At 50.8% G+C, this 12921-nt stretch carries 12 protein-coding genes; 9 read left to right on the top strand and 3 right to left on the bottom strand.

The genetic code is table 11. The features are described from left to right. Window positions 1-159: 159 nt before the first annotated feature. The 3 genes from AC0YOA_RS24275 to AC0YOA_RS24265 all read left to right on the top strand — a co-directional run bounded on the left by AC0YOA_RS24275 (window position 160) and on the right by AC0YOA_RS24265 (window position 2538). On the top strand, window positions 160-786 hold the full coding sequence (locus AC0YOA_RS24275; protein WP_475788824.1) for an FMN-dependent NADH-azoreductase: 627 nt from the start codon (window positions 160-162) through the stop codon (window positions 784-786). Between the two features lie 97 nt (window positions 787-883). Next, entirely contained in the window at window positions 884-1663 is a 780-nt protein-coding gene (gene mobA / locus AC0YOA_RS24270) for a molybdenum cofactor guanylyltransferase (RefSeq protein WP_475788823.1), read from the top strand. A 188-nt stretch (window positions 1664-1851) separates the two neighbouring features. Next, window positions 1852-2538 carry a class I SAM-dependent methyltransferase gene (locus AC0YOA_RS24265; RefSeq protein WP_475788984.1) on the top strand — a complete coding sequence of 229 codons (687 nt, stop codon included), beginning with the start codon at window positions 1852-1854 and terminating at the stop codon, window positions 2536-2538. A 55-nt stretch (window positions 2539-2593) separates the two neighbouring features. Here the strand turns inward: AC0YOA_RS24265 and AC0YOA_RS24260 are convergent, their stop codons facing one another. After that, on the bottom strand, window positions 2594-3835 hold the full coding sequence (locus tag AC0YOA_RS24260; RefSeq protein ID WP_475788983.1) for a nitrate/nitrite transporter: 1242 nt from the start codon (window positions 3833-3835) through the stop codon (window positions 2594-2596). Window positions 3836-4275: 440 nt separating this feature from the next. Here AC0YOA_RS24260 and AC0YOA_RS24255 point away from each other — a divergent pair, with 440 nt between their 5' ends. The 3 genes from AC0YOA_RS24255 to AC0YOA_RS24245 all read left to right on the top strand — a co-directional run bounded on the left by AC0YOA_RS24255 (window position 4276) and on the right by AC0YOA_RS24245 (window position 8589). Beyond that, window positions 4276-5103 (top strand): alpha/beta hydrolase family protein, encoded by an 828-nt coding sequence (locus AC0YOA_RS24255; protein WP_475769584.1) that lies wholly within the window; start codon window positions 4276-4278, stop codon window positions 5101-5103. 234 nt (window positions 5104-5337) lie between these two features. Next, on the top strand, window positions 5338-6675 hold the full coding sequence (gene nagZ, locus AC0YOA_RS24250; protein WP_475788822.1) for a beta-N-acetylhexosaminidase: 1338 nt from the start codon (window positions 5338-5340) through the stop codon (window positions 6673-6675). Window positions 6676-6948: 273 nt separating this feature from the next. Next, on the top strand, window positions 6949-8589 hold the full coding sequence (locus AC0YOA_RS24245; RefSeq protein WP_475788982.1) for a copper amine oxidase N-terminal domain-containing protein: 1641 nt from the start codon (window positions 6949-6951) through the stop codon (window positions 8587-8589). Window positions 8590-8826: 237 nt separating this feature from the next. On the opposite strand, the gene AC0YOA_RS24240 is transcribed toward AC0YOA_RS24245, so the two are convergent. Then, window positions 8827-9462 (bottom strand): DsbA family oxidoreductase, encoded by a 636-nt coding sequence (locus AC0YOA_RS24240; RefSeq protein ID WP_475788821.1) that lies wholly within the window; start codon window positions 9460-9462, stop codon window positions 8827-8829. 68 nt (window positions 9463-9530) lie between these two features. Then, window positions 9531-10529, bottom strand: coding sequence for a LacI family DNA-binding transcriptional regulator (locus AC0YOA_RS24235; protein ID WP_475788820.1), 999 nt, complete (start codon window positions 10527-10529; stop codon window positions 9531-9533). 241 nt (window positions 10530-10770) lie between these two features. Between AC0YOA_RS24235 and AC0YOA_RS24230 the strand changes: the two genes are divergently transcribed. The 3 genes from AC0YOA_RS24230 (at window position 10771) to trxA (ending at window position 12663) form a co-directional block, all read left to right on the top strand. Further along, a complete protein-coding gene (locus AC0YOA_RS24230) occupies window positions 10771-11661 on the top strand; it encodes a DUF72 domain-containing protein (protein WP_475788819.1) in 891 nt (296 codons plus the stop codon). Window positions 11662-11842: 181 nt separating this feature from the next. Then, entirely contained in the window at window positions 11843-12268 is a 426-nt protein-coding gene (locus tag AC0YOA_RS24225) for an RrF2 family transcriptional regulator (RefSeq protein ID WP_210039081.1), read from the top strand. Window positions 12269-12351: 83 nt separating this feature from the next. Then, entirely contained in the window at window positions 12352-12663 is a 312-nt protein-coding gene (gene trxA / locus AC0YOA_RS24220) for a thioredoxin (protein ID WP_210039080.1), read from the top strand. Window positions 12664-12921 lie beyond the last annotated feature (258 nt).

The raw sequence follows: 12921 nt of genomic DNA, 5'->3' as shown, positions 1-12921 counted from the left end.
TTTTACGGTCCTGATATAAAATAGAACAGGCTGCCGGAGTGGATTATTTCTCCGTCATCCCAAGAAATCCCCTGACAATAGGCTGTCAGGGGATTTGCTTTATTATTGAAAGAGAAGAGGGCCCTTATCCAACTTTACTGCGGGAGGAAGATATTTGACATGGCAAATGTGTTATTCGTAAAAGCAAATGACCGCCCGGCGGATCAATCCGTCAGTGTGCGAATGTATGAGAGCTTCCTGAACACTTACCGGGAAACCCACCTTCTGGATCGCATCACCGAGCTGGATCTGTATCAAGCGGAGCTTCCCTATTACGGGAACAAAATGATTACTGGTCTTAATAAAATAGATCAGGGCATGGAAGCATCCCCGGAAGAAGCAGCGGCAGCGGCTGTGGCCAACCGTTATCTGGATCAATTTCTTGCTGCGGATAAAATAATTTTTGCATTTCCGCTATGGAACCTGACGGTACCGGCTCCGCTGATTACGTACATCGCCTATTTGACACAGCCCGGAAAAACCTTCCGGTTCACTTCGGAGGGTGCGGTTGGTTTGGCGGGTGACAAGAAGGTCGTGCTGCTCAGTGCCCGGGGTGGGGATTATTCAATGGCGCATATGCAATCGCTGGAAATGGCTTTAAACTACGTGAAGTGCGCAATAGGTCTGTGGGGCATCCAAAGCCCGGAATCCATTGTCATCGAAGGCCATAATCAGTATCAGGATCGAGCGCAGGCTATCATTGAATCCGGTCTGGCAAGAACGATCGAGCTGGCTTCCGGATTCTAGCTTGCGATCCGAAGCCATTTGCGGGGAGCAGACTTGTTCTTGTCCGGTAATGCGGGTACAATCTTGGCATAATAAAGCTTATGAAGGTTGTGAAAGCATGGGGGACAGGAATGAACAGAAAGCCGGGATCCGGCAGGGCATTATTCTGGCCGGAGGGCGAAGCCTGCGGATGGGAACGGACAAGGCCATGCTCGACATCGGCGGCAAGCCGCTGCTTCTGCGGATTATCAGGCAGATGCTGGATGCCGGCATCTGGAGCATTACCCTTGCGGTTCGCGACAACGGGCAGGAGGAGCGTTACCTTGCTGTTCTGCGGGAGTCTGGCGATGAATGGCCGGCCCGGATCATACCAAGGGGCGGCGGCGGACCCGGATTTCAGACATCCGGCGGCGGATTGCGAAATAGCAGCGGCCAGCTTCCTTCCGGCTCCGGAACGGGCAATCCGGAGGCTTGCATTTCCTTCGTGCAGGACAGCTATCCAGACTGCGGACCGCTTGCAGGGCTGCATGCGTCATTATCCAGCGTACCGGAGGAGGGCTACGTCTTTGTTATGGCCTGCGACATGCCTGTCCTGTCTGTCCCGCTCCTCCGGCGCCTGGCGGAATTGGCGGTCCATACAGGAGAATCGGGACCGGATATCATCCGCACTTCCGGGCAGCCTTTTCATGCGCTGTACCACACGCGCACGGCATCCGTCATCCAGCAGCAGCTTGAGCGGGGAGACCACCGTGTCATGCATTTGCTGGAGCGGCTCCAGTCTGTCCGGATCGGAACTACGGAGGAAGAAGAAGAGGCTTTTGTCAATTTGAATACGCCGGCGTCCTATGAACATTACATAATGGGTCAAAGGAATCCTTCTTCAGATAGTACGGAGTGAGCTGCTGAAGATAGGGAATGCGGTTACGCCGGCGATATGCTCTCTGTCTTTGTTGTTTATCATTCTATAGGAAGAAACTATTAGAACAATAGTAATTATATATTTGTAGAATAACAGGTACATCCTATACAGTGGGATCAGAAGATAACTTCATTCGGATCCATGCGTAGGAGGGATTGGCCGTGAGTATGAACAAGGACAGCCATCAGGTAAAAGTGAAATTCGACGAAATTGCAGACAAGTACGATCAGCAAAGAAGGATGCTGATCCCAAGCTTCGATGATTTCTATGGTATCCCGGTCGCATTTTCCCGGCATAGCCGAAAAGCCCCCCGGATCCTGGATCTGGGAGCGGGAACCGGATTATTTTCTTCCTTTTTTGTGGAGAAATATCCGGATGCCGAACTGACCCTTATCGATCTCTCCTCCAATATGATGGATATCGCCAAGGTCAGATTCAGCCATCCGTCCCGGGTTGAATATATCGTCGCCGATTATTCGGCCTACGAATACAGCGGGAAATTCGATATTATCATTTCTTCGCTTTCCATTCATCATCTGGAGGATGCGGCCAAGCAGGCCATTTATGCCAAAGCTTACACACTGCTTGAGGATGACGGGTTGTTCATTAATGCCGATCAGGTGCTGGGAAGCACGCCGGCCATTCACCGGTATTACGAAGAGACATGGCGTGCGGCGGTTCTCGGCAGCGGGCTCTCCCAGGACAATCTTGATCTGGCTCTGGAGCGGATGAAGCTTGATAAATATGCAACGGTGGAATCGCAGCTGGGCTGGCTCGCCCAAGCTGGCTTCACAGATGTGGATTGCTTGTTCAAGCATTATAATTTTGCTGTGCTGACCGGGCGAAAGGCATAAAAGCTCCAATCATGTGCGAATATGCCTGTGCGGATTTTTGTCCGTAAAACCCCGCTTACGACGCGATCGTGTTCTGAATTGCGTTTTGGCTCTCTCGGGCTTTGCCGCCGCTGCCAATCCAGGTTTTCTTCCAGGAGCCCTGAATGATGAAGATGAGCACGACGCAGGCGAGCGCAACCCCGCTCAGAATGAGAAAGCCCGGAGTATAGGAGCCGGTGGACTGCTTCAGGTTGCCGAGAATTTTGGGCAGAAAATAACCGCCAAGTCCTCCTGCCGCCCCAACAATGCCCGTTATAATGCCGAGCTCCTTCTGAAACCGCTGCGGCACCAGCTGGAAGACAGAGCCGTTGCCCATCCCGAGGCTCATCATGCCGATGAACAGAAGTACGGTAATGAGCGAAAGCGGAGGGAGCGAGGATATACTGGCCATCATGATGGCCACAATGCCGTACAATACCATCAGCATGCGGATGCCGCCAATCCGGTCGGCCAGCCATCCTCCGATCGGACGGAAAAAGCTGCCGGCAATGACGCAGACTGTAGTAAAGTCCGCTGCACGGACGGGACTCAGCCCGTATTGGGTGTTGAAGAAGATGGTCAGGTAATTGGACATGCCGACGAATCCGCCGAACGTGACGCTGTACAGGATGCAGAACATCCAGGTATCGCGCTGCTTGAGAACGGAGCCGTACTCGGATAATGTTCGCGGCGCCGGCTGCGAGGGGCTGTCTTTGGCAAATATACTGAAGATAATGAAGACGATGGAGACAGGTATGATGGCAAGTCCAAATACCACATGCCAGTCTCCAAAATAGTTGGCGATCCGGTTGGCAAACAGCGTTGCAAAAACAGTGCCGCTGTTGCCGGCCCCGGCAATTCCCATCGCCAATCCCTGATACTGCGGCGGATACCAGCGGCTGGCAAGCGGCAGCGCAGCGGCGAATGAAGCCCCGGCAATTCCCAGAAGAACTGCGACCATATAAAGCTCATTCAGTGAATCTACGAACCTCCAGCCCCATACGAGCGGAACCATGGTCAGCAGCATGCCGATTTGTCCGGTGCGTTTGGGACCGATAACATCGGTTAAATATCCGAGCACGAGACGCAGTACAGAGCCGCCCAGTACCGGGAGCGCCACCAGATTGGCTTTTTGCGAGGCGTCCATAGGATAGTCGCCCATAATGACCACAACGAGCGGACCAAGCAGGACCCATACCATAAAGCTGACATCAAAGTACAAAAATGAACTCAACAGCGTAGGGCTATGTCCGCTTTTCAAAAAGCTTTTCCGATCCATCATGGCAAAAACCCCTTCCAATTCTCATCGTTTCGTTAGTGGGCCGGCTTGTTGAACAGGCTCCAAAACACAATAAAAGGCCGCAGCACAGTTGTAATCAACTGTATCTGCGGCCTCTTTGCCAAATTGAGCTGCACGTCAGTGTGCAGGCCAATTACATTTTTCGATTCACGTCATTGTGATCTTATTTGCATTATATTCTTTGCGTCAATTACATGTCAATATATCTTACACAAAATAAGCGATATAAATTCCGAGGCTGCAGCCGGGTAAATTTCCAGATGCGGGGGAAATACTAAATGACCAGAGGCTTGAAATAAAACTGACGTAAAGCGGATATCAAACAAATCAGGTATTCACATATTGACGGGATTGAATTATCATGTTAATCTTAATTCATAGTATAAAGGTAGGAATTATAGGGTTAGGCGGTGCGATTCATGAATCATCCCATAACGATTAAGAGCGGCGATCTTCTTTTATCCGGAGTGCTGCAGTATCCGGTGCTGGATCGGGAAGGCAGTAGAGCGGCGGATAAATTTCCGCTTATTATTATATGCCATGGCTTTATCGGCAACCGGATGGGAACCGACAGGCTTTTTGTCGAGGCAGCCGAACGATTGACGAATAACGGCTATTTGGTGCTGCGCTTCGACTATGGAGGATGCGGCGAGAGCACAGGAGATTACGGGAGCGGCGGACTTGAGGATATGATTGAGCAGACCCGGACGGTAATTGATTACGGCTACTGCCTGGATCTGGTCGATCCGGACCGGATTATTCTGCTCGGCCACAGTCTGGGAGGCGCGATTGCCGTGTTGACGGCAGCCCGCGACCCGCGGGTGAAGTCACTGGTTCTATGGGCAGGTGTGGCACATCCCTTCATGGATATCCGCAACATCGTCGGCACCCGCACCATCGAAGAGATTGAACTTTCGGGAAAAAGCGACTATATGCATTACGAGCTGACCAAGCACTTCACCGATTCCCTGGCGCAGTTCCAGCCTCTGACCGAGCTTCGGAGCTTCAACGGAGATGTGCTTGTCGTCCACGGCACTGCCGATGAAGTAGTGCCCGTCGATTACTGCTTCCTGTACCAGAAGATGTTCTGGCTGCGCAAGGAAGGCAGCTGCGACAAGGAGGTCATTCTGCAGGCGGATCATACCTTCTCCTCGAGGGCTGCCCGGGAGCAGCTGTTTGACATTACCTTCCGCTGGATCGATGTCCTCGGCAAACGCCGCAATGATTGGAGCTTGTGGACCATCTAGCAGTGTTGAGCCGCAAAGTAATGGCGGTTATAGCAGCAATCACAAATAAACAAGAAGCCCTTCAATTCCGGTTGGAGGGCTTTTTGTTGTTTTTTTCAATCTATAAAATCCAGAACATAATTGATGCTGCGCACGTCTATAGCATGTGGGCCGATTATAAGCAGCCGGGATTAAGTGTAAACTAACATGGATTGACATGCAGTGAAGGACGACATAACGGAGGTAGGGCAGTTTATGAGATTAAAAGCGGGATGGCTAGCCGTTATCATATGCATCTGCTGCTTTACGGCAGGATGCGGCAATAAACAGGCAGGGCAAACGGATCAAACGGGCGGATCCGCCGGATCCGTGGAACAGCAGCCGGATCAGGAGCATGGGAATGCCGGTGATCAGCCTGAGCCGGATGAGGGCTCCGCTCTCCCGGATACCGGCAGCAACAGCGGTTCCGGCAATGAGCCGGGTAATTCATCTCCCTCCGATGAAATCGGGCTTCAGGTGAAGGCGATGACGTTGGAGGAAAAGCTGGGACAGATGATTATTGCCGGCGTAGAGGGAAGCAGCGCCACGGAGCAGACGCGGAAAATGATTGCGGATGAGCATGTTGGGGGCATTATTTTCTACAAAAACAATCTGACGAGCCCGGAAGGAGTCGCAGCTTATGTGAACCGGATCAAGGAATGGAACCGCGGCAGCAATTCGGCGCCCTTGTTCATCTCTGTTGATGAGGAAGGCGGCAGGGTCAGCCGTCTGCCCGGGGTCAGCGATCTGCCGACCGGCAGAGCCGTGGGCAAAGTGAACCAGCCGGACTATGCTGCGAAGATCGGTTCTTTTCTCGGCGAGGCCTGCAGCGCAATGGGGATTAACGTCGATTTTGCACCCGTTCTGGATATTAACAGCAATCCCGATAACCCCGTTATCGGGGACCGTTCTTACGGAGCGACGGCAAAGCTGGTAACGGACACGGGGATGGAAGTGATGAAGGGGATTCAATCGACCGGGGTCATTCCGGTAGTGAAGCATTTTCCCGGCCACGGCGATACTTCCGTAGATTCCCATCTGGAGCTGCCTGTGGTGAACAAAAGTCTGACCCAGCTGCAGTCCTTTGAATGGCTGCCTTTTAAAGAAGCGGTCGATGAGGGTGTGGATGCCGTGATGATCGCCCATATTTTATTTCCCAAGCTGGATCCCAAATATCCGGCTTCCTTATCCAAGACAGTGATTACCGACGAGCTGCGGGGCACGCTTGGCTTCAAGGGAGTGGTGATCACGGATGACCTGACCATGGGAGCGATCGCCGAGCATTTCGGGATGGGGGAGGCAGCTGTAAGGACCGTTATGGCGGGCAGCGATATTCTGCTGGTGGCCCATGAATATGATAATGTGGCCAGCGTGATCCAGGCGCTGAAGAAGAGCGTGGGCAAGGGAGACATTACCGAAGAACGGATCAACGAAAGTGTGACGCGGATTCTTGCCCTGAAGAACAAATATGCCCTAACCGACGATGTGAAAATTCAGACGCCAAAGCTTACGCAGCTTAACGCCGCGATTAAGCAAACTCTGGCTCTGCATTAATCTTGTCCGGATTTAGCTTCACTGTTTCTTTGCAATTGCTTGCCTCCCCCAACCTTATGGCGGGAGGTTTTTTGCTGTTACACAAAACATATAAAAATTCCCATAAAATCAATTATATACCTATTTATATTCGAGAAATTAGCAACTTCTGGATGGTGAGAGCCTTCACATTTTTTTAATGAAAGCAGTTTCAGTCTCTAATCCGAGGTGTAAGTCATAAGTGTTGAGAAGGCAATCATCCTACATATCGAGGAGAGATGAACAGTGAAGGGTATGAAAGCGAAGGTCGGGGTATTATTAGCTTGTTTGTTGCTCGTCGTTCCAGCATTGGCGGGTGCGCAAGCCCAGAATGCCAAAGGGGCTACTCAGGATTTGCGGGCTGGTCTTGGACAATTGCTTGGCGAGCATGCCGTGCTTGCTGTTATTGCGATGCAGAAGGGCTACGATGCTTCAGCGGATTTCAACGATGCCGCGAATGCGCTCAGCGCCAATACGGATGATCTGACAGCGGCCGTTGCCTCCGTCTATGGAGCAAGCGCAGGCGCAGAGTTCAAAACCATTTGGGCCACGCATATCGGCTACTTTGTCGACTATGTCAAGGCGACAGCGGCCAATGATCCGGAAGGGCGCCAGAAGGCGATTGCCGATCTGGAGGATTACCGGACGAAGCAGGCTGCATTTTTTGCAAACGCTAACCCCGACAACTTCAAGCAGGAGGTCATTGCCGAGGGCTTGAAAATGCATATTCATCATCTGCTGGATGCTTTTGATGCCTATGTGAACAAGGATTACTCCGCGGTTTATGCGGATACCCGCGCAGCTTATGCGCATATGTTCGAAACAGGCGATGCTCTTGCGGCAGGAATCTCTGCTCAATACCCGGCCAAATTCCCTTCACTCAGCAGCAATCAGGAGGCTTCCGATCTGCGTTCCACACTTGGCCGTCTGCTCGGCGAGCATGCTCTGCTTGCAGCTTTGACCATGCAGAAGGGCAATGATGCCAAACCGGATTTTGAAGCGGCATCCTTATCGCTCGGCGATAACACCGCTGATCTGACGGCGGCGATCACCAGCGTGTATGGCAATGCGGCAGGCGAGGCTTTCCGGCCTCTCTGGTCTTCGCATATCGGCTACTTTGCCGATTATGTGAAAGCGACGGCTGCAAACAGTGAAACAGACCGTGCGGCGGCTGCGGCTGAGCTGGAGAAATACCGCATGGAGCAGGCGCGCTTCTTCACTGCCGCCAATCCTTCCTATTTCAATGAGAATGAAATTGCCGAGGGCTTGAAACTGCATATCAATCAGCTGCTGGATTCATTCAATCATTATGATCAGGCGAGCTATGCGGCTGCCTACAACGACTTGCGCACAGCCTACGACCATATGTTCATGACAGCTGATTCGCTGACTGGCGGTATCATTGCCCAGAACAGCGATAAATTCCAAATGCCCGGTACGCTTCCCGGAACAGGGACAGGCGGCGGTTCAACCGGAAGCGTTGGCGGTTTGGGAACGATATTCGAGACCTCCAGCGTTTCAATGAAAGTCAACAGCAAGAATCTCACCGTGAATGGTACAGTCACCGCGATGGATTCCACGCCTATTCTTCAAAACGGAACGGCATATATCCCGGTCCGTTACTGGGCGGAAGCTACGGGCGGAACGATTACATTCGATAAGGCGGCCGGAACGACTACAGTGACCAATGGATACAATATATCGGTATACAGCACAGTCAATCCCAAGCAGATCACGCTGAACGGTTCGGCTGTGACAGGCACCTCCATTGTTGTCGTAGACGGCCGCGTGTACATCCCGGTCCGCTCGATTTCCGAATTCTATGGCTGGACGGTTCAATTCAACAGTCTGGACCAATCCATTATGATGTCGAAGCAGTATGAAGCGGATATGTAAGGCAGCCTAAGAAAAAAAAGAAACTTGCAGCGCGCCAGCCTTTGGTGGCACTTGCAAGTTTCTTTGCTCTCCGAGCGGCCAGCAGGTGACTGGATTTATCGTCACCTGCTTTATTTTGTTCAAATATAAGAAAGTATAAATCTCCTCCATACTTTGCTTATATTATCTGAGGGAAGAAACTTGGCTTAGCCGGAAAAGGACGGAGACCGCCGTTTCTTCCTGACCTGCAAAAGCCGACTATTCTCCTTTGCTGACCCGTTCCAGCAGCTGAACAATCTTATCTGCGGGATAGGCGCCGGACAGGGCGTAGCGGTTGTTGAATACGAAGAAAGGAACGCCTGTGATGCCAAGACTGCGGGCCTGCGCCAGATCAGCTTCCAGCACATCTGCACCTTCGCCGTTTTGCAAACGGGTGATGACGGACTCTTCCGCACCGATGGCGGCACGGACTGCACGGATCTCGTCGAGCTGGGCGACATCCCGGCCTTCCTCGAAATATGCGCGGAACAGCTCATCTATGGCAGCTGCCTGAAGCTCTGCGGGCAGCAAGGCTACGAAGCGGTGGGCCAGCCGGGTGCTGGGCATCCGTTTCACCAGGTCAAAGCGGAATGTGACGCCTACTGCAGCGCCGGCCTGTGTCACATGCTCGGTCATCTGCTTCAGTTGGGCTTCTGTTCCTATTTTCGATCTCATCACATCATTGAAGGGAAGTCCTTCCTCGGGAAGTGTCGGGTCAAGCAGATATCCATGGTAGGACACCGTAACCGGTTCCCCGCCTTTCTCTGCCCACAGCTCAAGCGCCTGAAACAAATTATGCTTGCCTATGCGGCACCAGGGACAAACGACATCGGAATATAAGTCAATATGCATCATCTATGATCCTCTCGCAATCGTAATTTTTCTACTATTGTATCATTTCGCGCACAGCTTCGCTTCCGCTGTTATTTGACGCTTTCCCTGACGATCAGCTGTGGATCCACTTTCACAGGCAGGATGTCCTGCTCCTGTCCGATCAGCTTTTCAATGACAATGAACATCTCGCTTGCGAGTCTCTCGAAATCCTGTCCCATAGTGGTAAGCGGAGGATAAAAATATTTTGAGATCGGAATATTATCGAAGCCCATGACGGACACATTCTGTGGAATGGACAGTCCGTGTGCGTATACCGAGTTGTACACCGCAATCGCTTTTTCATCTCCCGATACAAAATAAACATCAGGCAGCCTGTTGTCTTCAATCCGCCTGTCCACAAACCGCTTGATATTCTCCAGATTATTCATGTTGTAAATGACCTCCAGACGATCCAGAGGAATGTTGTGCAGCTTATATACTTCCTTAATAGCCTCGGCCCGGTCGAGGTTGACACCGATTGCCGCACCGAGCAGCAGGCATATGGTCGTTAAACCTCTTGCAAACAGAAACTCCGCTGCCTGCGTCATCCCCAGTCTGTTATTGTTGGCGATAGAGATTGGAGCAAGCGGGTTTTTCTCGAAGGAGATATAGGGGATATGGTTTCTTTGTGCCATTTCGATTCTCTTGTCATTATCATCCACGTAGAACAGCACAAGAACATCGATATAGCCGCCGGATTTTTCCAGCATCGAATTTTGCAGGTCTGCATCGTCGCAGATTATTTCCTGAATAAGCATGTACTGTTTATCGCGGGCTTCCTTGATCATGAAGGACATCAGGTAATCGAACCATTGCGTCGTGTTCTGCCCCAGCGTCTTGCGGATGGAGACGAGGATATTTTTATTGATTTTGGTATTCAGGTTTTTGGCGTACATATTCGGCTTAAAGTTCGTCTCGGCAATGACCTGCAATATCTTCTCCCGTGTGCTTGGCTTCACACTGGGCTCGTCGTTGATCACCCGTGACACGGTCTTGAATGAAAAACCAGATATCCGGGCGATATCCCTAATCGTATATCGATGATTCATTTTATTCTCCTTATATTGCAAAACTTGATCCGACACTGTTGTCCAATCTTGATAAAATTACCATTTTATATGACTGTTTTCTAATCAATTCAGTATATTTTAACGTTTGATTGTTAAGCTTGTATCAACATGATGTAATTATATTCAGGGCTATATTACAATACTCCCATGTGTTCACCAGGCATCGGGGTATTATAAAATAATTTCAACCTCATTTTTGTGTGAAGGCGGTGGCATAACCTTGATTTCAATTGGACTGGCAGGATGGGGAGACCATGCCAAGCTTTATAAGGCTGGCATCAAGCCGCAGGAAAGACTGAAGGAATACAGCAAATTTTTTTCATTAGTAGAGGTGGACAGCTCCTATTACGCGATTCACAAAGACAGCTTGTACAGGAAGTGGGCCGGAGACACTTCCGGTCATTTCTCATTCGTCGTTAAAGCCTATCAGGGCATGACAGGGCATACGCGCCAAGCATATTCTGAAGACGATCTGGAGGTTATGTTTCGTGATTTCCGTGAGTCGGTCGCTCCTGTTATTGAAGCAGGCAAACTGAAAGCTGTCCTGTTTCAATATCCCCCATGGTTTGATTGCAATCGTCACAATATCGCCGTACTGCGGTCAGCCAAGAAAAGGATGGAGGATATTCCGGTCGCCCTTGAATTTCGTCATCAAAGCTGGTTCAAGCCCGATATGATGCAGAAGACATTAACTTTCATGCGCGAGGAAGGGTGGATTCATACGGTATGCGATGAACCCCAGGTCGGGGACGGCTCCGTGCCGATTGTGGAAGCGGCGGTGGATCCGCAGCTTACGCTTGTGCGGCTGCATGGACGCAGCAATGACGGCTGGTTGTCGAGCGGCCAGCCGAACTGGCGGGAGGTGCGGTACCTGTATCGCTATAACGAGCAGGAGCTTGAGGAATGGACTCAGCGGCTGATCAGGCTGGAGCAGCTGTCAGAGACGGTATGTATTCTGTTCAATAACAATTCCGGCGGGGATGCGGCGGATAATGCGCTGCAGCTGATGGCCATGCTGGGCCAGACGCCGCCGCGCGGATTCTTCGGTGAGGATCCGCAGGCGGATCCGGTGGAGCAGTTGGATTTGTTCGATCTGCCCGGGGAGGAATGAATGCCTCTCCCTGGCCTCCGCTGAAAAAAGTTTGAGTAGGCTCCATCTGAACAGGGTATTTTAAACTGTAGAGAAGGTATGAATTTCATGCGAGGTAATTCGAAATAATCAATGCCTGCCCTGTTGACATTTTCAACTGTAACTGATATTATTACAGTACAAAGCGGGGTGGCCGTAACGCATGAACAGCGAATTTACGATAGCCGTACACAGTTTGGTATACTTGGCATATCGTCCGGACCGAATGGCTTCGAGCGAAGCAATCGCCGACAATGTTGCCACGAATCCAGCCAGAATACGTAAAGTAATGAGCTATCTGCGGCGCGGCGGCTATGTCGATACGCGGGAAGGCGCAGGCGGTGGTTACCGGCTGACGCTCGATCCTTCGGTCGTTACCTTGGCCGATGTGTACCGCTTATTGGCTCAAGGATCCGTCATCCCTAATTGGTGTTCCGGCAATCCTGATATGGATTGTGTAGTCGGCTCCAATATGCGGGAGGTTATGGATGGTATCTTCTGCAAGGCGGAGAAGCAGCTGGAGGAGTACTTCGGCGGCATTACGATTACGGATGTACTCGGTCAAATTCACGAGTGCGAGGATTGTTGATTTTTTTAAGGAACAAGGTATAACGGGCAGCTCCCTCCAAGCAGCCGGAGCACCCGGAACTTATAATTGAGAGGATGATTATCATGGCAGTAGCATTGACAAAAGATAATTTCACGAAAAGCATCGAAAGCGGCGTAACCCTTGTAGATTTCTGGGCTCCATGGTGCGGACCTTGCAAAATGCAGCTTCCAATCGTTGAAGAGCTTTCCACGGAATTGACCGGCCAAGCCACCATCGGTAAAATCAATGTGGACGAAGAGCCTGAATTGGCTTCCCAATTCGGAGTCATGAGCATTCCGACATTGATCCTTTTCAAAGACGGACAACCGGTTGACAAAATGGTTGGTCTGCAATCCAAAGATTCCTTGAAAAATAAAATTCAAGGCCAAATCTAATCGCTCTGTCTATCTTTTCTTTCGAAAAGCCTTCATACCCTTCGGGGTATGGGGCTTTTTTTGCTTTATTTGATCCTCGTCTTAACATCATCCGGCCTTCCGTTCATACTTTCGTAATACATTCGTTAGAACTCTATAATCTTTTCGTTCTTCTTCGTTTACGGTTATCCGTTATGCTTGTAATAAAATACCGTTCCCGCGTTATGATATAGAAGAAATATTCGTTATAACTGTAAGCAGGGTATAATAGAAGCATCA

It is taken from the genome of Paenibacillus sp. JT22N12, from assembly GCF_056269365.1.
The sequence above is the reverse complement of the archived record's forward strand: the minus strand, read 5'-3'. Positions and strand labels throughout refer to the sequence as shown.